At 66.7% G+C, this 20,031-nt stretch carries 18 protein-coding genes; 2 read left to right on the top strand and 16 right to left on the bottom strand.

What is annotated here, in order from left to right; translation table 11 throughout:
• From FU260_RS06685 to FU260_RS06675, 3 genes are all read right to left on the bottom strand, one after another.
• On the bottom strand, window positions 1–846 hold the full coding sequence (locus FU260_RS06685; protein ID WP_168211684.1) for a carbohydrate ABC transporter permease: 846 nt from the start codon (window positions 844–846) through the stop codon (window positions 1–3).
• 85 nt (window positions 847–931) lie between these two features.
• A complete protein-coding gene (locus FU260_RS06680) occupies window positions 932–2,236 on the bottom strand; it encodes an ABC transporter substrate-binding protein (RefSeq protein WP_147916351.1) in 1,305 nt (434 codons plus the stop codon).
• A gap of 74 nt (window positions 2,237–2,310) precedes the next feature.
• Window positions 2,311–3,339 (bottom strand): LacI family DNA-binding transcriptional regulator, encoded by a 1,029-nt coding sequence (locus FU260_RS06675; RefSeq protein ID WP_268957777.1) that lies wholly within the window; start codon window positions 3,337–3,339, stop codon window positions 2,311–2,313.
• Between the two features lie 183 nt (window positions 3,340–3,522).
• On the opposite strand from FU260_RS06675, the gene FU260_RS06670 reads away from it, so the two are divergent.
• The gene (locus tag FU260_RS06670; protein ID WP_147916349.1) at window positions 3,523–5,106 is read left to right on the top strand and encodes an alkaline phosphatase D family protein; all 1,584 of its coding nucleotides are present in this window, start codon (window positions 3,523–3,525) and stop codon (window positions 5,104–5,106) included.
• Window positions 5,099–6,664, top strand: a complete 1,566-nt coding sequence (locus FU260_RS06665; protein WP_244951268.1) for a beta-N-acetylhexosaminidase — start codon at window positions 5,099–5,101, stop codon at window positions 6,662–6,664. The genes FU260_RS06670 and FU260_RS06665 overlap by 8 nt, the downstream gene beginning before the upstream one ends.
• Before the next feature lie 112 nt (window positions 6,665–6,776).
• On the opposite strand, the gene FU260_RS06660 is transcribed toward FU260_RS06665, so the two are convergent.
• From FU260_RS06660 to FU260_RS06600, 13 genes are all read right to left on the bottom strand, one after another.
• Window positions 6,777–7,502 carry an amino acid ABC transporter ATP-binding protein gene (locus FU260_RS06660; RefSeq protein ID WP_280527389.1) on the bottom strand — a complete coding sequence of 242 codons (726 nt, stop codon included), beginning with the start codon at window positions 7,500–7,502 and terminating at the stop codon, window positions 6,777–6,779.
• Complete coding sequence (locus FU260_RS06655; RefSeq protein ID WP_147916347.1) at window positions 7,499–8,170, bottom strand: amino acid ABC transporter permease; 672 nt, start codon at window positions 8,168–8,170, stop codon at window positions 7,499–7,501. Before FU260_RS06655 ends, FU260_RS06660 begins: the two co-directional genes overlap by 4 nt.
• 65 nt (window positions 8,171–8,235) lie before the next feature.
• The gene (locus FU260_RS06650; protein ID WP_147916346.1) at window positions 8,236–9,072 is read right to left on the bottom strand and encodes a transporter substrate-binding domain-containing protein; all 837 of its coding nucleotides are present in this window, start codon (window positions 9,070–9,072) and stop codon (window positions 8,236–8,238) included.
• Between the two features lie 787 nt (window positions 9,073–9,859).
• Window positions 9,860–11,449, bottom strand: a complete 1,590-nt coding sequence (gene aceB, locus FU260_RS06645) for a malate synthase A (RefSeq protein ID WP_210418217.1) — start codon at window positions 11,447–11,449, stop codon at window positions 9,860–9,862.
• Window positions 11,450–11,475: 26 nt separating this feature from the next.
• On the bottom strand, window positions 11,476–12,522 hold the full coding sequence (locus tag FU260_RS06640) for an ABC transporter substrate-binding protein (protein WP_147916345.1): 1,047 nt from the start codon (window positions 12,520–12,522) through the stop codon (window positions 11,476–11,478).
• A 21-nt stretch (window positions 12,523–12,543) separates the two neighbouring features.
• Window positions 12,544–13,389 carry an ABC transporter permease gene (locus tag FU260_RS06635; protein ID WP_147916344.1) on the bottom strand — a complete coding sequence of 282 codons (846 nt, stop codon included), beginning with the start codon at window positions 13,387–13,389 and terminating at the stop codon, window positions 12,544–12,546.
• The gene (locus tag FU260_RS06630; protein WP_147916343.1) at window positions 13,389–14,147 is read right to left on the bottom strand and encodes an ABC transporter ATP-binding protein; all 759 of its coding nucleotides are present in this window, start codon (window positions 14,145–14,147) and stop codon (window positions 13,389–13,391) included. The genes FU260_RS06635 and FU260_RS06630 overlap by 1 nt, the downstream gene beginning before the upstream one ends.
• Before the next feature lie 41 nt (window positions 14,148–14,188).
• Window positions 14,189–15,271: a zinc-dependent alcohol dehydrogenase gene (locus FU260_RS06625; protein WP_147916342.1), complete on the bottom strand. Its 1,083-nt coding sequence runs from the start codon at window positions 15,269–15,271 to the stop codon at window positions 14,189–14,191.
• Between the two features lie 67 nt (window positions 15,272–15,338).
• On the bottom strand, window positions 15,339–16,565 hold the full coding sequence (locus FU260_RS06620) for a Tm-1-like ATP-binding domain-containing protein (protein ID WP_168211682.1): 1,227 nt from the start codon (window positions 16,563–16,565) through the stop codon (window positions 15,339–15,341).
• Window position 16,566: 1 nt separating this feature from the next.
• Complete coding sequence (locus tag FU260_RS06615; RefSeq protein ID WP_147916340.1) at window positions 16,567–17,226, bottom strand: class II aldolase/adducin family protein; 660 nt, start codon at window positions 17,224–17,226, stop codon at window positions 16,567–16,569.
• Window positions 17,227–17,257: 31 nt separating this feature from the next.
• The gene (locus FU260_RS06610) at window positions 17,258–18,151 is read right to left on the bottom strand and encodes a creatininase family protein (RefSeq protein ID WP_168211681.1); all 894 of its coding nucleotides are present in this window, start codon (window positions 18,149–18,151) and stop codon (window positions 17,258–17,260) included.
• Between the two features lie 55 nt (window positions 18,152–18,206).
• Entirely contained in the window at window positions 18,207–19,196 is a 990-nt protein-coding gene (locus tag FU260_RS06605) for a LacI family DNA-binding transcriptional regulator (RefSeq protein WP_147916339.1), read from the bottom strand.
• 93 nt (window positions 19,197–19,289) lie between these two features.
• Window positions 19,290–19,826, bottom strand: a complete 537-nt coding sequence (locus FU260_RS06600) for a RidA family protein (RefSeq protein ID WP_147916338.1) — start codon at window positions 19,824–19,826, stop codon at window positions 19,290–19,292.
• Between the last annotated feature and the right edge of the window lie 205 nt (window positions 19,827–20,031).

Below are 20,031 nucleotides of genomic sequence, written 5' to 3'. Positions count from 1 at the left end.
TCAGCTTCTCCTCCCCTGACCAGCTCGCAGCGCGACGATCGTCAGTCCGGCGATGAAGGCGAACAGCACGAAGGCCATCGCCGACGCGCTACCCATCTCGTTGTACTGGAACGCTTCGGTATAGATCAGGTAGTTCACCGTGGTGGTGGTGCCGTACGGGCCACCCTGGGTGAGCACGAAGATCTCCGCGAAGCCCTGGGCCAGGTAGATGATGTCCATCACCACCACATAAGTCAGCATGGGGCGGATCCCCGGCAACGTCACGGCGCGGAACTGCTGCCACGCGTTCGCGCCGTCCACCCGGGCTGCCTCGTACAAGTCCTTCGGAACCGTCTGCAGCCCGGCCAGCAGCAGCACCATGTTGCTGCCGAGCGCCTTCCAGATGCGCATCACCGAGACGGCGTTCAGCGCGCCGCCCTCAGTGGTCAGCCACCGCTGGCCGGACTGCCCGAAGAAGTCCAGCACCTGGTTGACCAGACCCTGGTCGGAGTACATCCACAGCCAGACCATGCTGACCGCAGTCAGCGAGACCACATGCGGGACGTACAGGCCGGTCCGGAACAGTCCAACGCCACGGAACGCCCGGTTGGACAGCATCGCCAGGCCCAGAGCGATCACCACAGTGACCGGCAGCACCTGGAGCACGTACCGGCCGGTCACCAGCATCGCCTGGCCGAACTGAGGGTCGTTGAAGATCGCGGCGTAGTTGTCCCAGCCGATGAACTCCGGACCGGAGCGGCTGATCGGGCTGTACGAACTGAAGCTGAGCACCAGGCCGTAGAGCACCGGACCGAGCTGGAAGATCACCACATAGAGCGCCGCCGGGACCACGAACAGCAGTCCCATCCGAGCCTGCGGACGGCCCAGCCTGCTCTTCCGCGGCCGCGCGCGGGGTGCGCCGGGCGCCGCAGCGCCCCGGCGCACCTCTGGATCACGAAGCCGAGGCAAGGACCTGCTCCACCTCGCCGTTCGCCTGCTCGAGAGCCTCGGCGGGGTCGACCTCGCCGTGCAGCGCCCGCTCCAGGTGCTGACCCATCGCATCCCGCATCTGCGTCCACCCCTGAACGTTCGGGTTGGAGTGGGTGCTCGCGAGGGCCTCCACCGCCCGTTCCAGATCTGGACTGGCGGAGATGTACTCGGAGTCGATCGAGGAGGCGTGCACCGGCAGCGCACCCAGCGACTGCACGTACTCCAGGTTGGTCTCGGGTTCGATCATCATGGAGATGAAGTCCCAGGCAAGATCGGGGACGTCGCTGTCAGCGTTGATCATCAGCCCGTTCCCTGGCCCGCCGAACGCACCCGGCTCGTTGCCTTCGAAGGCGGGCGGCATCATCAGGCGCAGGTCTCGGTCGGGGCCGGACTCCTGCAGGTTGACGATGTCCCCGGCGGAGACCAGCTGCATCGCGGCGGCACCAGTGACCACGGGGGCCTCAGCGGGCTGACCCGGCAGCTGTACGCCGAGGGTGTTGTCCACGGCGGTCTCGCCCTGGTAGAGACTGGCGTAGAACTCCAGGGCTTCGACACCTTCCGGAGTGTTCATCGTCGCGGCGGTGTTGTCTTCGTTCAGGAACTCCCCACCGTTGGACCACAGGAATGTCCCGAAGCTCTGCTGCACGCCGATCGGGTCGCTGGGCACCACGAGTCCGGCCCGGCTGATGTCCGCACCATCGCGCTCGGTGAGCTGCTCGGCGACGTCCCTGACCTCGCCCCAGGTCTCCGGCGGTGCTTCCGGGTCCAGACCGGCGTCTTCGAAGTCGGTGCCGCTGTAGGCGATCATCCGGGCGGTCATCAAGAGCGGGACCATGTACGGCGCGCCATCCACCTCACCGCCGGGCAGGGAGGAGGACATGTCCTCGACCGCTTCGGGGTCCATCTCGTCCACATAGGCCGAGAGATCCAGGACGCGGCCGTTAGCCACGAGGTCGGCGGTCGCGGCCAACCCGTGACCGATCACGTCCGGGGCGGTACCGGCCGCGAACGCGGCGTTCAGCTTGGGGCCGAGGTCAGCCCAGTCGACGTAGGTGACCGCCACATCGATGCCGGACTCCTCCTCGAAGGCAGGCACGATCGTGTCGTTCACCAGGGCCATCTCGGCCTCGCTGTTGCCGGGGAACCAGACAGTGAGCGAGTCACCGTCGCCCTCACCGGATCCTCCGCCGGAGCAGGCGGTCAGCAGCAGAGATCCGGCCAGGGCGCCGGCGGCGATCGCCGTGGGCACGCGTCGAGTTCGTCTCATCGTGGTTGTCCTCTCTCGTTGGTACTTGCCCGTGCCAACATCGGTGCCGGCACGGCAGTTCAGGTCAAGTCAGGTCAGGTCACCTGCCGGAGCGTCTCGCCCGGGACGAAGGTGCAGCTCAGTCGCTCGTGATAGGTGGGTCCATGTCCGCCGTCGAGGAACTCCAGCAACAGTTCGACGGCGCGGCTGCCCATCTCCCGCAACGGCACCTGGACGTGGGTCCAGGCCCGTGAGGTGCGCGTGGGATCAGTGATCGAGTCGAGGCCGACGACGGAGAGCCGGTCCGGGATGCTCAGGCCCAGCTCGGCGCAACGCACCGCGAGCGTCTCCAGCGACGAGGCGCTCTCGATCAGGAGCGCAGTGACGCCACCGTCGAGCAGCCGGCGGGCCCAGGCCTCGTCCAACTCCTCCGTGCTGCTCCAGGTCTGGTCCACGACCTCCAGCCCGGTCTCCTCGACACCGTGCCGGAAGCCCTCTCGCCGCTCCGCGCGAGGTTCGGCGTTGTCGCAGACCCCCAGGTAGGCCACTCGCCGGTGGCCGGCCTCGTGCACGCGCAAGGTGGCGTCGGCGACGGCGCTCACGTAGTCGGCGGTCACGTACGGCCCCAACGCGGCCGGCTTCTCTCGTCGGCCGATGAACACGAACGGGAATCCCTCCTCGGCCAGCCGGACGAGCTCGTCGTCGTGCTGGTCGAAGCCGAGGATCAGTGCGCCGTCGGCGATCCGGAGACGGTTGCGTCCCTCGTCAAAGATGTTCGCGCGGCGCTGGTCCTGATGGATCGAGGTGAACAGCACGAGATCGTGACCGGCCCGGATCGATCCCTGCTCGATGCCGACGAGGATCTCCTCGTAGTAGGACTCCCGGCTGGTCGGGAAGAGGGGCTCATACGCGTGCACGCCGATCAGTCGGTTCCGGCCACCGCGCAGCGCACGGGCCGTCACGTTCGGGACGTACCCGAGATCGCGAGCGGCAGACATGATCCGCTCTTCGGTCTCCCGATTGATCCCGTACGCAGCGGTCTTGCCATTCAGCGTTAACGACACGGTCGTCTGCGAGACACCTGCTAGTCGCGCAATATCGCTCTGTCTGGGCCGCGTCGCCATGGCTTCTCCAATACGCATTAGATGGGCACGTTAGCAATCGGCAGCCTCCTGGTCAACGTTTCGGAGCAACTTGATCATCTAGGACCCCTAATTTGAATTAGCCACTTGACATCCAGGTCACCGGCCCACGAAGGTCATGGACACCAGCGCCGGTGCGACCGGCACATCGGGAGAGGACGACGGATGTCATCGAGACCGCGTGTACACCTGCCGAGCCGACGAGGGTTTCTCGGCTATACCGGAGCCGGCGCAGCAGCGATCCTGCTGGGTACCGGCGCCTGGGACACCGCAGCAGCGGCCCCCGGGCGGTTCTCCGGGTATCCGTTCAGCCTCGGAGTGGCCTCGGGAGATCCACAGCCGGACGGCATGGTGCTCTGGACGCGGCTGGCACCCGAGCCGCTCGCCCCGGACGGGCGCGGCGGGATGCCCGAGCGGGTGGTGCCGGTCCGCTACGAGGTGGCGACCGACGAGCGGTTCCGCCGCGTGGTCCGCCGTGGGGTCGCGCACGCGACGCCGCGGCTGGGGCACTCGGTCCATCCGGAGATCTCCGGGCTGGAGCCCGGACGGGACTACTGGTACCGGTTCTTCGTGGGGCGCGAAGTCTCCCCCGTCGGGCACACCCGGACCACTCCTTCGCCACACGAGAGCCCTGAGGCACTGAAGTTCGCCGTCGCGTCCTGCCAGAGCTATGAGGCCGGGTACTACACGGCCCTGAAGCACCTGGCGAACGAGGACCTCGATATGGTCGTCCACCTCGGCGACTACATCTACGAAGAGTCCTACATCGAGAACCCGGTCTTCCACCACAACGGCGAACCCCTGTACGACTACCTGCTGACCGAGTGCTTCGACCTGCCCCGGTACCGGCTGCAGTACTCGCTGTACAAGATGGACGAACACCTGCAGGCCGCTCACGCCCAGTTTCCCTGGGTGCACACCTTCGACGACCACGAGATCGAGAACAACTGGTGGGCCGGCAACTCCGAGCCCGACGACGAGCCGGACCAGGACCCCGAGGTGTTCCGCCAGCGCAAGGCGGACGCGTTCCAGGCGATGTACGAGAACCTGCCGCTGCGACAGGCGCAGATGCCCAACGGCGCCGAGATCCGCATCCACCGCAAGCTCCAGTACGGCACCCTCGCCGAGTTCACGATGCTGGACACCCGCCAGTACCGCACGTCCAGGTCCTCACGCACCGATCCGGATGCCACGATGCTCGGCGGACGCCAGCGCGACTGGTTGGTCGACGGCTTCTCCGCCAGCGATGCGCGGTGGAAGCTCATCGGGAACCAGGTGCCGATGGTGCAGGTGGACCGCGATCCGGACGAGGAGGTCGAGAAGTTCTTCATGGACGGCTGGGACGCCTACGTCGCCGAACGAGACAACGTCCTCACCGAGGCCTATGACCGGGAGGCCGAGAACCTCGTGGTGCTGACGGGCGACCGGCACAGCAACTACATCTCGGACCTGAAGACCAACTATGACGATCCGGATTCGCCGTCGGTCGGCACCGAGATCGTCGGGACGTCACTGAGCAGCAACAAGGACGGCGCGGACATGCTTCCGGTCGGAGAGGACTACCTCAAGACGAACCCGCACCTGAAGTTCGTCAACTTCCAGCGGGGCTACTGCCGGATCACCGTGACCAAGGACCAGCTGCAGAACGACTTCCGGGTGATGGAGAAGATCTCCGAGCCGGACTTCCCGATCTACACCCGGGCGACGTTCGCCATCGAGGACGGCGTTGTGGGCGCCCACCGTGTCTGAGCATCCCGGCCTGGTCCCCGCGCCCGGGCACTATCGCGCGCGGACCGGACAGCTCACCCTCGAGGGGCGGGTCGGCCTGAGCTCAGACGATTCCGCCGCGCCGAGCGCCACCCTGCTCGCCGAGATCCTCACCCGGGCCGGTGTCTCGGTCCAGGTGGTGGCGCCCGGCGAGCCGGCAACGGTGGCGCTGCACATCGACTCCGGCATCTCGGCGCAGCCCGAGGGGTACCGCATCGACATCACCGGCGAGCGGGCGGTGCTCACCGGCGCCTCGGCAGACGGCCTCGCCCGCGCGGTGCAGACCGTTCGCCAGCTCCTCCCGGCCGATGCGCTGCGCCACGCTCCGGTCACGGGAGCGCCGCCGCTGCCCTGCTGTGAGATCGAGGACGCACCGCGGTTCGGCTGGCGGGGCGTCCATATCGATGTCGCCCGACACTTCCTGCCGGTGCATTCGGTGCTGCGGTCGATCGACCTCGCTGCCCTGCACCGGCTGAACGTCGTGCATCTGCACCTCACCGACGATCAGGGCTGGCGCCTGGACGTCCCGACTCACCCGCTGCTCGCCGAACGGGCGTCGTGGCGAGCAGAGACCGTCGTCGGACGGGACGCCGGCTTCGACGGCACCCCGCACGGTGGTTACTACTCGGCGGCGGACATCCGCGAGATCGTCGAGTACGCGAGCCGGAGGCGGATCACGATCGTGCCCGAGGTCGACCTCCCGGGGCACGTGCAGTCCGTCCTGGCTGCCTACCCCGAGCTCGGCAACACCGGCCAGCCGGTCGAGGTACGCCGTACCTGGGGCATCTCCGAGAACGTGCTGGCGCCCACCGAGGAGGCCCTCACTTTCGCCAAGGAGGTGCTGGATGTCCTGATCGAGTTGTTCCCCGGACCGTGGGTGCACATCGGCGGGGACGAGGTGCCTCGGACCGAGTGGCGGGCCAGCGAGGCCGCTGCCGCTCGGGCGAGCGAGCTCGGCCTGGCGTCGGTGGACGAGCTGCAGAGCTGGTTCCTGCGCGAGCTGCACGCCTACCTCGCTGCCCACGGCCGCCGCGCCGTCGGCTGGGACGAGATCCTCGATGACGGCGGTATGCCGGCGGACACGATCGTCACGGCCTGGCGGGGTGCCGAGCATGCGGTCCAAGGACTGACCGCCGGTCACGACGTCGTGATGGCCACCAAGTGGGTGACCTATCTGGACTACGCCTCCTCCGACGACCCGGACGAGCCGATCGCCCAGCGCCGGATTATTACCCTGGCGGACATCCTCAGCTGGGAGCCCGAGCCGGCCGAGGCACCCGACCTGCCCGGCCAGGTCCTCGGCGTCCAGGCACAGCTCTGGAGCGAGTTCCTGCCCACGGCACGCGAGGTCGAGTACGCCGCGTTCCCTCGGCTCTGCGCTGTCGCTGAAGCTGGCTGGTCAGCGCCAGAGTCCCGGACCGACCTGATGGATCGCCTCCCGGCGCATCTGAGCCGCCTGACCGCGCTGGGCGTCAACTACCGGCCGCTGGCCGGTCCGCACCCGTGGCAACGCGGCGGGACCGGGCGCCGTCGGCACTGATCCTGCCCTGATCGCTCGGCATCCACTGAGCGCCTTGGAATCCGGTTGCCACTGGATTCCAAGGCGCCAGGTGGATTCGATGCGAGGGCGGCGGCGCTTCGCCGCCGCCGGCTCAGAGCACCTTGTTCAGGAAGTCCTGCGTGCGCACTTCGCGGGGGCGGTCGAAGACGTCCTGCGGAGTTCCCTGCTCCACGATCGCGCCATCGTCCATGAAGATCACCCGGTCGCCGACCTCGCGGGCAAAACCCATCTCGTGGGTGACCACCACCATCGTCATCCCCTCCTTGGCCAGGTTCTTCATCACCGCCAGCACCTCCCCGACCAGCTCGGGGTCGAGTGCTGAGGTGGGTTCGTCGAAGAGCATGATCCGTGGTTCCATCGCCAGCGCCCGGGCGATCGCCACCCGCTGCTGCTGGCCGCCGGAGAGCCGCCGGGGGTAGTCGTTCTCCTTCTCCGCCAGACCTACCTTCGCCAGCAGTGCGCGCCCGCGGTCCCGGGCACCGGCCTTGCCGAGCCGGCGGACCATCATCGGCGCGAGCATGATGTTCTCGATCACGCTCATGTGCGGGAACAGGTTGAACTGCTGGAACACCATGCCGATCTCGGCGCGCACGTCGTCGATCCGGATCTTGCGGTCGGCCAGGTGGTGGCCGTCCACCACCACCTCACCGCTGGTGATGTCCTCCAGCCGGTTCAGGCAGCGCAGCAGCGTGCTCTTCCCGGAGCCGGAGGGTCCGATCACGCAGACCACCTCGCCGTCGGCTACGGACAGGTCGATCCCGGTGAGGACCTCGTTGTCGCCGAACGACTTGTGCAGGTCGGTGACGTCGATGATCATGACCGCAGCTCCAGACGCTTCTCAGTGATTCGTAGGACGCCGGACAGGGTCAGCGTGATCGCCAGGTAGAACACTGCCACCAAGGTATAGATCTCCACCGCGTTGAAGTGGTTGGAGGCGATCGTCCGGCTCTGGAACAGCAGCTCGGGCACCAGGATCACCGAGAGCAGCGAGGTGTCCTTGATGCTGATGATGAACTGGTTGCCCAGCGGCGGGATCATCCGCTTGAACGCCTGCGGCCAGATCACCTTCAGCATCGTGATGTGGTGGCTCATGCCGAGCGAGCGGCCGGCCTCCATCTGCCCCTTCTCGATCGACTGCACCGCACCGCGGACGATCTCGGCGATATAGGCGCCGGAGTTGATCCCGATCACGATGATGCCGGCGAGCAGGGACGGCAGGGTGTACTGGATGATCAGCGGTAGCGCGTAGAACAGCCAGATCGCCTGCACCAGCAGGGGTGTACCGCGCACCACCTCGATGTAGATGGTGGCGAGCGCGTTGACGATCTTGAACCGGCTCAGCCGCAGCAGCCCGAAGAGCGCTCCCAGGGCGAAGCCGATCACCAGCCCGACCACCGAGACCAGCAGGGTGTACAGCAGGCCCTCGCCGAGCTCCGGCAGGAACTCGATGACCCCCGCCCAGTCGAAGTCAGCCAGGGTCCTCATCCGGTACCCACCTTCCGAGTCGGGGCAGGCGAAACCTCACCCGCGTTCAGGTCCATCCCGGTGAGTCAGCCGGCCTGCAGCTCGGCGAGCTCGTCCAACCACTCCGGTTCGCTGCCGAACCACTCGGTGTAGATCTCGGCGTAGGTGCCGTCCTCGATCATCGCGGCCAGTGCCTCGTTCATCGCGGTGACCAGTTCCTCGTTGCCCTGGGACACGGCGATGCCGTAGTTCTGGGCCTCGAGCAGCTCACCGACGACCTTCAGGCTGTCCTCACCGGCGGTGAGGATGTAGTACTCCACGTTCGGGGCGTCGTACAGCACCGCATCCGAGCCACCGCCCTCGACCGAGAGGTAGGCCTGGTCGAGCTGTTCGTAGGTGTTCGGGGTCGCACCCTCGATGTTGTTCTCGATGTAGTCCGCACTGGTGGAGCCCAGCCGGGTGGCGATGGTCAGCCCCTCCAGGTCATCGACGCTGGTGATGTCCTCGTTGTCCACCGGTACGGCGATCCGCAGACCGGACTTGTAGTACGGGCTGGTGAAGTCGACAGCTTCGGCACGTTCGTCGGTGATGGTCATCCCGGCGATCGCGATGTCGAAGGTCCCGGTCTGCAGACCGGGGATCATGCCGTCGAAGTTCGTGGTCTCCAGCTCGATCTCGAAGCCGACGCGGTCGGCGACCTCGTTGATGATGTCGATGTCGAAACCGACGTACTCGCCATCCTCCTCGAACTCGAACGGCACGAACGCGGTATCGGTGGCCACGACATAGGAGTCCTCCAGCCCGCCGCCGTCGCCTCCGCCGTCGCCCTCTCCCTCGCCGCCTCCGCAGGCGGCCAGCCCGCCGGCAAGCAGGAACGTTGCCGCAACCGCAGCAGTGGTCGTGAATCGCTTGTTGTATTTCACGAAGGACCTTTCCTTCAGCGCAAGTTTCAGGTGAGCAGGAGTCAGAATGTCATGTGGATCCGCACTCCACCTGTCGAAACTATAGAGGGGGTGCAGTACTGTCAAACCTGCGCAGGGGCCCAGAACCGCGCCGTTCCACCCGTTCACGGTGATGGGCGAGCGGCGTGGAACGGCATGGATCTGCCGATCCGGTCGTGGCGCACCGCTGCGCGACAGAATGCTCGACCGCCCTTGAACTCCGCATCTCCGTAGCTCAGAATCGTTGCGATACCGTTATCCCCCGGGCTCTTCCGGCGCATTCAACGCACGATTGTTCTAGCAAATTCCGCACGCCGCTGACGGTGAAGAATTCGACGATTCTGAATACCGTTCATCGCTGCTTTCGGTGCGGGTGATGCCCGACGACGACGCTCGCCTCTCCCGAGGATCGGTCCTCAGCCAGGAGACGAGCGAAACGAGGTCGCGGGTGCCGACCGTCACGGCGGTGTGGCTGCTGGTCGACCTGGCCGCGTCTGGCCACCCACGCTGATCACGATCGCCGGGCCGACCGCCGCCACCTCACCTGCGTTCAGGCGTACCGACGGACCCGGGTCCGTCGGCCTCGCGGTGCTCCCGCTGGTCCTGCTGTGCAGGAGCACGCTCGGGGCGCCGACGGCGATGCTCACCGTGGTCGTTCTGGCAGTCCTGTGCCGTGGGGTGCTGCAGGTGGGGCGACGGCGGACCACCGGGAGCCCGGTGCGGCGAGGTGTTCGCCCCGGACTGTGCTGGTGGCCCCGGTACCGGACGCCTAGGGCATCCGCTGGTAGGCGGGCAGGGTGAGGAAGTCGACGTACTTCTCCGCCACCGCCACCTCGAGGAAGGTCTGGCGCGCCTCCGCATAGTCCTCCTCGCTGCCGGGGAGCTTGGCCACCTCCTCGGCCACCAGCTGCTCGACCAGCTCGGCACTGACCTGGCGCCCAGTATCGGCGAGGGTGACCCCGTTGTGCAGCCACTGCCACACCTGCGACCGGCAGATCTCTGCGGTGGCGGCGTCCTCCATCATGTTGTTGATCGCGACGGCACCGAGCCCGCCCAACCAGGCGGCCAGGTACTGGATGCCCACCGAGATGTTCATCCGGAGACCGTCCTCGGTGATCTGCCCCGGCGTGGCGGCGACATCGAGCAGCTGGGCCGCGGTGACCTGCACGTCCTCGCGCTTGTTCTCGATCTGGTTCCCACGCTCGCCCAGCACCTCGGTGAACACCTCCCGGCACAGCTCCACCATGCCCGGGTGGGCCACCCAGGAGCCGTCGAACCCTTGCCCGGCCTCGCGCGCCTTGTCCGCACGGACCTTCTCGAAAGCGGCAGCGTTCACCTGCTCGTCCTTGCTCGGGATGAACGCGGCCATTCCACCGATAGCGTGCGCACCGCGAGTGTGGCAGGTGCGCACCAGCAGCTCGCAGTAGGCCTTCATGAACGGCACGGTCATCGTCACACTGTTCCGGTCCGGCAGCAGGAACTCCGCACCCCGGGTCCTGAAGCTCTTGATCACCGAGAACATGTAGTCCCAGCGGCCTGCGTTCAGACCGGCGGAGTGCTCCCGCAGCTCGTAGAGGATCTCCTCCATCTCGAAGGCTGCCGGAAAGGTCTCGATCAGCACGGTCGCGCGGATCGTTCCTTGGTCGATGCCGAGGAAGTCCTGGGCCAGCACGAACGCGTCGTTCCACAACCGGGCCTCGAGGTGGGACTCCAGCTTGGGCAGGTAGAAGTACGGTCCCTGCCCCTTCTCGATCTGCCGCAGACCTGCCGTGGCGACGAACAGCGCAAAGTCCACCAGCGCACCCGAGGTGGGTGCGTCGTCGACGAGGAGGTGCTTCTCCGGCAGGTGCAGACCGCGCGGCCGCATCACGATCGTGGCCAGCTCCTCGTCCGGCTTCAGGGCGTAGGACTTGCCGTTCTCCGCGGTGAAGTCGACCGTCCGGTTGATCGCATCGAGAAGGTTCAGCTGACCCCCGACCACGGCCGACCAGCGGGGGGTGTTGGCGTCCTCGAGGTCGGCCAACCACACCTTCGCACCAGAGTTGAGTGCGTTGATGGTCATCTTCCGGTCGGTGGGACCGGTGATCTCCACCCGGCGGTCCTCCAGTCCGGGGGCCGGCGGCGCCACCTGCCAGGTCTCGTCGGCGCGCACGTCGGCGGTCTCGGCGAGGAAGTCCAACGACCCGCCGGCGGCCAACGCGTCGACCCGCCGGCGCCGGTCGGTCAGCAGCTCCAGCCGCCGTTCCCCGAGCCGGCGGTGCAGCAGCACCACCAGCTCGAGGGCCCTCGGGGTGAGCACGTCCTCAGCGCGCTCGGGCAGCTCGCCGACAATCTCGATCCCATCCACCTGCATCGTCATTCTTACTCCTCACTCGATGGACCCGGTCAGGGGCCGCATCGTTCATCTGCTGTACCCAGGTTCTGAACCGCGGTCTCGATCGGGCCGCGGTCCACCAGCTCGTTCAGATCGACCTCGGCTCCCTCGGCGAGAGTGGCCATCTCCTCCATCCGCTGCAGGGTGTAGTCCAGCCGGTCGGCATCCAGGCCCTCGTTGACCGGGAAGGCACAGACCTGCTCCATGTAGACCTCCCAGGCACCGTCGATGATGTCCTCGCTCATCCCGGTGGCCTCGGCGATGATCGGGACGACGGCCTCCCGGTCCTCGTACATCGTGCGGTGAGCGCGAGTGATCGCCTCGGTGAACGCGGCAGCGGTCTCCGGGTTCTCTGCCAAGAAGTCGGTGGAGGTGAAGTAGGTGCCGTAGTAGTAGTCCGGCTCCACCTCGGAGAGGTTGATCAGACTGTGCAGGGACTCGTCCTCCTGCTGGGCCTGGATGCGCTGCTCGGGGTGCAGGACCGCTGAAGCGATCTGGCGCTGGATGAGCGCTGAGACGTAGGCATCCGAACCGACGGAGACGTAGGAGACGTCGTTCTGGGTCATCCCGGCGCCCTCGAGCACCATCCGGGTCATCACTTCGCGGAAGGCGCCGATCTCCTGGATCCCGAGGGATGCGCCACGCAGGTCCTCCACCGATGCGATGTCGTCCGGGGTGACCATCTCCACCTCGAGCCGGTCGGTGTAGCTGCCGATGATCCGCACCGTGCCACCGCCGGCGTAAGCGTTGATCACCGGCTCGATGCTCGCGCCGCCGATCTCGAACTCGCCACCGACGACGCCGGTGGTCACCGAGGAGCCGGAGCGCAGGTTGGTCAGGTTGACGGTGAGCCCGACGTCCTCGAAGTAGCCGAGCTCATCGGCGACGACGACGTCGCTGTTCGCAAAGCTGGTCACGCCGGTGGGAAGGGCGATGTTCAGCTCGGAGGACTCTCCGCCTGCGCCACCTCCGCTGTTGTTACACGCCGCTAGGGCGGCGCACATCGTGGCGGCGAGCGCGGCCGCTAGGGCCCCGCGCCGTGTAGGTGAACTGTGCATCGTTCTGCTCCAAGTGTGTCGTCAGGATTCACGTCGCCACGGAGTCAGCTGCCGCTCGACCAGACCGAGGAGGCCGGTGAGGATCACGCCGATCAGGGACAACACGACGATGGGGACGAACATCCGCGCCGTCTGGAAGGTGTTGGCGTTCGTCACAATGAGGTTGCCGAGGCCGGAGATCGCGGTGAAGAACTCCGCCACGATCACACCGACTAGCCCTCGGCCGATTGCCAGCTTGACGCCGGTGAACACATACGGGAGAGAAGCGGGGATGAGCAGGTCGCGCCAGACCCTTCGCTCCGGCGAGCAGAACGAACGCGTGACCTCGAGGAGCTCGGAGTCGACCTCCTCCACACCCCTGGTCGTGTTGATCACGACCGGGAAGAAAACAAAGAACGCGACCACGAAGATCTTCGCGCTGTCGCCGAAGCCGAACCAGAGCACGATCACCGGGACGAGTGCGACCGCCGGCAGGGCATAGAGCGCGTTCACCGGAGTGTCGAGGGCCTCTTTGGCGATCCAGCTGCGGCCCATCAGCAGCCCGAGGGTCACGCCGAACACGATGCCCGCCGCGGCGCCGATCGCCAGCACCAGCGAGGTCTGTCCGAGGGCTTCGGTCAGGGTGCCGTCGGCGATCATTGCCACGAATGCCTCGGCGACCGCCGTCGGGTAGGTGAAGACGATCGGGTTGACGCTTCGCCCGTAGATCTCCCAGATCACCAGCAGCAGCACCAGGGCGCCGTACCGAACCAGGCGTCGTGGCCGGGGCGGCTGGCTGAGCTTCATCGTGCGCCGCTGCTTCACCTCGGCCTGTGAGGCAGTGGTCGCCAGCGGGTCGTACTTGGCCGGGGGTGGGGTATCGGTCATCACTTGTTCCTCCCGAGCTCCAGGGCCTGCCACAGCTCGTTCCGCAGCGGCAGATAGTCAGGGTGGCTGCGCACCTTCTCGAGGGAGCGTGGCCTCTCGATCGGTGAGCGGACGTCAAGGACCACGTGTGCGGGTGGTCCGCCGAGGACGATGATCCGGTCGGAGAGGATGATCGCCTCGTCCAGGTCGTGGGTGACCAGGAGCGCCGTGCGGCGTTCGGCCTCGATCAGGTCGATCACCTCTTTCTGCATGATCTCCCGGGTGATCGCGTCGACCGCGCTGAGCGGCTCGTCGAGCAACAGCAGGTCCGGCTCGAGGACCAGGGCGCGGGCGATGCCGACGCGCTGCTTCATCCCGCCGGAGAGCTGGCTCGGATACTTCTTCCGGGCCGGGCCGAGGTGCATCACCTCGAGCAGGCTCTCGATCCGGTCCCGGCCGTCGGTGCGGCCCTGGACCTCCAGGCCGTACCTGATGTTCTCCTCGACGGTCTTCCACGGGAACAGTCCGAAGTGTTGGAAGACCATCGCCACGCGCGGCTCCGGGCTCCGGAGCGGCGACCCGTGCAGCTGGGCCTCGCCGATCCGGGACTGTCGCGGTAGCAGCCCACCGATCGCCCGCAAGAAGGTGGTCTTCCCGCAGCCGGAGGTCCCGACGATGCTGACGAACTCATCGTTCTCGACGGTCAGCGACATCCCGTCGATGATGGTGGTGTTCTTGAACTGGACGTGCACGTCTTCGACGCTGAGACTCACGCTCATGACTTCTCCTCATTCGGTCGGAGTCAGGCCTGCAGGACGGATCAGAACCTGATCACCGCCTTGAGCGGATCCCCGTCGCGGTCGCGGACGACCCGCAACGCTTCGGCGATGTCGTCGAGTGCAAACTCGTGGGTGACGAGCTCCTCGCCACGCAACCGGCCCATCTCGGCCAGCGCGAGGGCCCGGCGGACGTTGTTGCCGCCTTCGCCTCGGGTGGTGGACACCTGCACGTTTCTCCGGACCACGGCGCTCAGGTCGAGGGTGACCGGCTCGGGGTAGAAGGCGACGAACAGCAGCCTGCCGCCGCGGCCGACCATGTCGACGGCCTGCTGCGGGGTGCGCACCGCACCGGAGGTCTCGATCACCAGGTCGGCGCCCTCACCGGTGATCTCCTGCACTGCCTGCACGGGGTCGGTGACCGAGGCGTCGATGATGTGGTCGGCGCCGAGTTCTGCACCCTTGGCGAGCCGGCTGGCGCGGGTGCCGACGAGGATCACCTCACGGGCGCCGAGCTGCTTGCAGGCCTGGACGGTCATCAGTCCGACCGGGCCGGGACCGATCACGACCACTGTGTCCCCGACGATGTAGCCGCCGGCCGTGTCCAGACCGAACAGGCCGGTCCCGGCGGTGGTGATGAGCACAGCGTCGTTGTCCGAGACGTTGTCCGGCATCTTGTACAGCGAGCCGACCTTGTGCACGGCGTACTCCGCGAAGCCACCGTCGACGCTCATCCCGCTGGCGCGGTGGCCCTTGGCGACGTCGCCGTAGTTCGTGCACGCCGTGTAGAGCCCGGCCATGCAGTTTCCGCAGCGACCACAGCCGCTGTGAGCCTCGATGCAGACCCGGTCGCCCAGGGCGACCTCGTCCACGTTCTCCCCGAGCTCGACAACGGCGCCCGCCCACTCGTGACCAGGGGTGAACGTGCCATACGGAGGGGTCTGCGGGAAGTGTCCGTCGTAGATCTTCAGGTCGGTTCCGCACATCCCGCAGACGGTGACCTTCACGAGGACCTCGCCGGGTCCCGGGCGTGGCACCGGCTTGTCCTGGACGCGAATGTCGCCAGGGCCGTACAGGACGGCGGCTCGCATCGTGTCCGGGATCGCGGTGGTGTGATCGGCTGTCATTGTCAAAGCTCCTTTGCGAAGGGTGATGAACTACTTCAGGTGGCGCCGTGCCGTAGCCGAAGGCGCCTCAGCGTGGTGCCGGGAGAAGGTCGATCAGCGTGCGTGCTGCCAGTTCGGCGAACTCCGGGTCGTTGATGGCGAGGGCGTGCTGCTCGAGCCGGATGTGGTCGGCCAGCTGATCACGCAGCGCATCGATGAATGCCTGGTTGGTCGCCGGCGAGTGCAGGATTCCGCCCGGGCTGCCGACGCCGGACCAACCGAGCGTGGGGATCAGCACGGCCACCGGGCCGGTTGCTTCGTTCAGGCGTGCCGCAACGAGCTCGCCCGCCTGCCGTAGCTCCTCGGCACTGGTCCGGACGTTGGTGTTGTAGGGGTTGTGGATATGCGTCGGTCGGTCGCGATACTCGGTGGGGATGGTCTCGACGCCACCGAAGCAGAAGTACTCCAGGCCGCCGGGGACGACCACCTGGGGAGCACCGCGCCGTCCTGCCGCCCTCAGGCGGCCGGGGCGGACCGGGGCGTAGATGTCCCGCGGTTCGATCTCGCCGAGGACCTCATGGGTGGTGAGGTCGAGTACGGCGTCGATCGTTCCTTCGTCGATGAGGCGTTCCATCGCTGAGCCGCAGGCACCGGAGGCGTGGAACGGTACGCACGCATATCCGGCCTGTTCGAGATGTGTCATCGCGGCTACGACCGCTGGTTCGGTGTTGCCGAACGCGGTGATCGCCACCACGGTGCGCGATTCGGGTTCGGGTGGGGTCATGGCTGCGGCCGCCATCGCCACCACCCCAGCAGCGGATCGCCGCAGGATGTCCCGGGTGACGACGTTGGGACCGCCGAGCAGATCGGCGACGGAGAACTGCATGGTGATATCGCTGTCCAGCACGTACTGACGGACGTTTCCGGAAGCCACCGTCGAGATGATCAGCTTGGCGGGCCCGATCGGGAGCTCGCGCATGGCGATCGAGGCGATCGCCGTGCCCTGGTTGCCGCCTACGGCGATCACACCGTGCACACCGCCGGCTTCGTACCACTGCCGCAAGATCTCGCCCGCCCCGTGGCCCATCTCTTGCATCGCCACGTGGCGAGGGCTCTGCCGCAGTTCGGCGACCGTGTGTGCGGACCTGCCGGCGATCTCCTCGTTGCCGACGTCGCCCGCCCGACCACCCGTGCCGAGGCCGATGTCCAGAATGCGTGGAGTCCCGCCGGCGGTGCGGATCTGTTCCGCAAGATAGTCGGCCTCGGCCTGTTTGGTGTCGAGGGTGGCCAGGACGGCGACGATCGGCGTGGGCACGTCAGCCGCCTTCCGCCGTCGGGTCGCTGTCGTGGGCCAGGACGAGGTCCCCCGGGAGCTGACCGGCGGCCATCCCGGCGAGGATCGCCACGCGGGCGTTGTCCTCGAGATACTCGGTGCGGTAGTAGGCGGTGCGCAGGTCCGGGCCGACCGTAATGGTGCCGTGTTCCTGCATCAGCACTGCGCGCGCTTGCGTGCCGCTCATCGCAGCTTCGACCGCCTCTGCCAGCTCGATCGAGCCGGCGGGAAGTAGCCCCACCATCCCGATCTCGCGGACGTGGCCACGGGTGGCGGCCGTGACCAGCGGTGGAATCTGCCCCGCGACGGAGAAGGCCACCGAGTACGGCGGATGTAGATGCGCGATCGCACCCACGTCTCGCCGCACCCGGTAGATCGCGGCGTGGAACTGCCACTCCTTGGAGGGCCGCCGCTCTCCGTCCAGGACGTCGCCACCCAGGGTCATATGAACCGTGTCCTCAGGCGTCATATCGCCCATGCAGCTACCCGATGTCTTGATCAGCATCGTGTCGGTTCCCGGAACTCGAACGGAGTTGTTTCCGCTCACCCCGGGCACCAGGCCGCGCTGGTAGCTGCGCTGCGAGATCGCCACGAGCTCTTCGCGCAGCATGCGCACCGTCCACTGATCGTCGGTGCTGGTCATCCGGATCACCTCCTCAGGTGGCGCGTGGACGTCAGGCGCGCTCGGGGTAGTCGCTGTTGACCTCGCCCACCTCGAACTTGCGCACCTCTTCGACGTAGGCCGCCAGGTGGTCGGCCATCGCGTCGAACATCTTCAAGCCCTTCTCCTTGGTGGACCGGAAGGGGTTGCCGATCGTGGCGGTGTCGGAGTACTCGTGGTGCTCCATCGGAACCCAGATGTTCTCCGACCCCTTGAACTTCACGGTGCCGACGCCGTCGATCTTGGAGAACGCATCGCCCATGTAGGCAGGCGCGTGCGCCCGGTCGTCGACCGCTCGGTCCATGTGCACCAGATTGTCGGCGGTGGCCATCAGGCAGGACGTCTCCAGCTCGCTGGAGTGCCAGCCCGGGGTTTCCTCCGGCGTGTTCTCGAACAGGTGCTGCACCACGTTCGCTTCGCGCTCGGTGGGTGTCTTGTAGAACGAGATGTAGGCGCCGGTCTGGTACCGCAGCTGACGCATCAGCTCGTCGATCGGCTTGGTGTTCGAGCCGTGGTGGGAGACGAAGATGATCTTCTTCACGCCGTGGAAGATCAGGCTTCGTGCCACGTCGTGCAGCACGCGGCGGTAGGTGTCGGCACGCAGCGTGATCGTGCCGGCGCCCTCTTCGTTACGCCCCATGTGATGGGGTGAGTACCCGAACGGCTGCAACGGGGTGAAGAGAGCATCCACAGCAGCGGCGGCCCGGTAGACGACCTCCATCGTCACGTAGCTGTCCGTCCCCAGCGGGATGTGCGCACCGTGCTTCTCGGTACTTCCCATCGGCACCAGCACGGTGTCCTGACCCGGCTCGGCCAAACGCTCGGCAACTTCCGAGTAGGACATGCCAAGAATGTTGCGACGGCGCTCGTTTGCCGCGTCGGTCGTGGTGTAGTCCTTCACTGCCATTTCTGGTTTCTCCTTCATTGTGGGAGTCGGTTGAAACTCGTACGCGTCCTCGTCCTCAAGATCCGCAACTTGCGCGGATGACGAGATCGCCACGCACTGTCATATGCTGGATTGTGTTGTCGCCCTCCTTTCCAGCAAGAATCAGGCGCATTGCTTGTGCGCCCATGTCTCGTGAGGACAACGAGAAAGTCGTCAGCGCAGGCCGCACGTATTCCGAGATCGGCGTGTTGTCGAATCCGGCGAGTGCGACCTGGTCCGGTACTCGGAGTCCAAGGTCTTCAGCGGCGGCTAGAGCGCCGATAGCCATCCGGTCGTTGGCGGCGATGATCGCCGTCGGCCGCGCGCGGGCCTCGAGCAGGGCGGTGGCCGCCCGGTACCCGCCCGCCTCGGTGTAGGCGCCGCGTTCGACCCTCGGGCCGGGGACACCTCGGCCGGTCAGCGCGGCGGTGATCGCCTCGTAACGCACCGTGCTCGCCGAGGACTCGGAGTGACCGGCGAGGTAGCCGATGCTCTGGTGGCCGAGATCGGCAAAGTGGTGGGCCAGACGTTGTCCGGCGTGGTCGTTGTCCGCCTGGACGGTGGAGAACTCCGACGAGGGACGCCCGACCATCACGACGGCAGCCTCGTAGGGGGAGACGTCGTCCGGAGCCAGGGCCACCTCGCTACCGCCGCCGACGACGACCAGACCGGCCACCCGCCGTCGCACCAGTGAGTCGACATAGGCAGTGGCCCGGTCGGAGTCACGGTCGGAGCTGCAGAACACCACCTGGTAGTCCTCGGCGTGCGCGACATCCTCGATACCGCGGGTGATCTCCGCGTAGTACTGGTTCGCCATGTCCGGCGCGAGTACGCCGATCAGCGTAGATCCGCGCATCGAGAGCCCTTTGGCAACTTCGCTCGGCCGATAGCCCAGCTTCTCGATCGCGGCGACCACCCGTTCCCGAGTGGCCGCGCCGACCGGGTACCCCGAGTTCGAGGTGATTCGCGAGACCGTTGCTACCGAGACCTGCGCCTCGGCGGCCACATCCCGAATCGTCACACCCATCGTGCACTCCCTAGTAACCGGTTACTATTTGCGTTGCGGTGATCGGTCGACCATCCTCCTGATCTGGTGGTTGCTGCGCCGGCCCGTGCCGGACTAGTCGTCCTCGACCGGGGCGTAGAAGGTGCCCTCGACCTCGAAGATGTCGTCGTCGTTCAGTGCGGTCACCTCGATGATGCTGCGGGGCGGGTACATCGCCTCGCCCCAGAGCTCTTCCTGCACCTCGTTGACCAGCGGGCGATGCTCGTCCATATCGGTGACGTAGACGACGAGCCGGACAGCGTCCTGGAGCGTCGCCCCTTCCGACTCGGCGATCGTCTGCATGTTCAGAAAGCCCTGCCGGACCCGTTCGAGGTCACCGTCGACGAGCTCATTGGTGTCCGGGTCGATACCACGCATCCCGGCGACGTGAACATAGTCGCCAGACCGTGTCCCGACATTCCAGGTGCCGGTCGGATCGATGGCACCGTCAGGTGTGAGAACACTGACACCATTCTCTGATGTCTGCGCGTAATCACCGGGGCTACTCGCGTCGCCACTCCCTCCCGAACAGCCCACCAAGGTGAGGCCGAGAGTACCCGCGGCAAGGTAGTGAATCGTCGTGCGGTTGTTCTCCTTCACGGCACCCCCCATCGGGTAGTCACTGCGCCTTCTCAGCGGCTTTCGGTCTGGAATAGTAACCGTTTACTATGAATGACGATAACGCACCGTCGAAGGGCCGTCAAGAGGTCGGCGCCATTTCGTCCCGAGCTCTTCACGCTGAGGCATCCACCGAGCGCCGCCCCAGCCCGACCGCCGCGCTGATCATGCCCGCACGTCGTGCGGCACAGGCGCGGCC

Source organism: Ruania zhangjianzhongii (genome assembly GCF_008000995.1).
Taxonomy (GTDB): domain Bacteria; phylum Actinomycetota; class Actinomycetes; order Actinomycetales; family Beutenbergiaceae; genus Ruania; species Ruania zhangjianzhongii.
Note: the sequence above shows the minus strand (reverse complement) of the source record. Positions and strands in the feature narration are given on the sequence as shown.

Coding starts and splice junctions, on each gene's coding strand:
- FU260_RS06630 (WP_147916343.1), bottom strand. CDS start 14,147: ATGAGCGTGAGTCTCAGCGTCGAAGACGTGCACGTCCAGTTCAAGAAC.
- FU260_RS06655 (WP_147916347.1), bottom strand. CDS start 8,170: ATGAGGACCCTGGCTGACTTCGACTGGGCGGGGGTCATCGAGTTCCTG.
- FU260_RS06605 (WP_147916339.1), bottom strand. CDS start 19,196: ATGGGTGTGACGATTCGGGATGTGGCCGCCGAGGCGCAGGTCTCGGTA.
- FU260_RS06685 (WP_168211684.1), bottom strand. CDS start 846: ATGGGACTGCTGTTCGTGGTCCCGGCGGCGCTCTATGTGGTGATCTTC.
- FU260_RS06625 (WP_147916342.1), bottom strand. CDS start 15,271: ATGACAGCCGATCACACCACCGCGATCCCGGACACGATGCGAGCCGCC.
- FU260_RS06600 (WP_147916338.1), bottom strand. CDS start 19,826: ATGGGGGGTGCCGTGAAGGAGAACAACCGCACGACGATTCACTACCTT.
- aceB (WP_210418217.1), bottom strand. CDS start 11,449: ATGACGATGCAGGTGGATGGGATCGAGATTGTCGGCGAGCTGCCCGAG.
- FU260_RS06640 (WP_147916345.1), bottom strand. CDS start 12,522: ATGCACAGTTCACCTACACGGCGCGGGGCCCTAGCGGCCGCGCTCGCC.
- FU260_RS06680 (WP_147916351.1), bottom strand. CDS start 2,236: ATGAGACGAACTCGACGCGTGCCCACGGCGATCGCCGCCGGCGCCCTG.
- FU260_RS06615 (WP_147916340.1), bottom strand. CDS start 17,226: ATGACCAGCACCGACGATCAGTGGACGGTGCGCATGCTGCGCGAAGAG.
- FU260_RS06610 (WP_168211681.1), bottom strand. CDS start 18,151: ATGGCAGTGAAGGACTACACCACGACCGACGCGGCAAACGAGCGCCGT.
- FU260_RS06635 (WP_147916344.1), bottom strand. CDS start 13,389: ATGACCGATACCCCACCCCCGGCCAAGTACGACCCGCTGGCGACCACT.
- FU260_RS06670 (WP_147916349.1), top strand. CDS start 3,523: ATGTCATCGAGACCGCGTGTACACCTGCCGAGCCGACGAGGGTTTCTC.
- FU260_RS06675 (WP_268957777.1), bottom strand. CDS start 3,339: ATGGCGACGCGGCCCAGACAGAGCGATATTGCGCGACTAGCAGGTGTC.
- FU260_RS06660 (WP_280527389.1), bottom strand. CDS start 7,502: ATGATCATCGACGTCACCGACCTGCACAAGTCGTTCGGCGACAACGAG.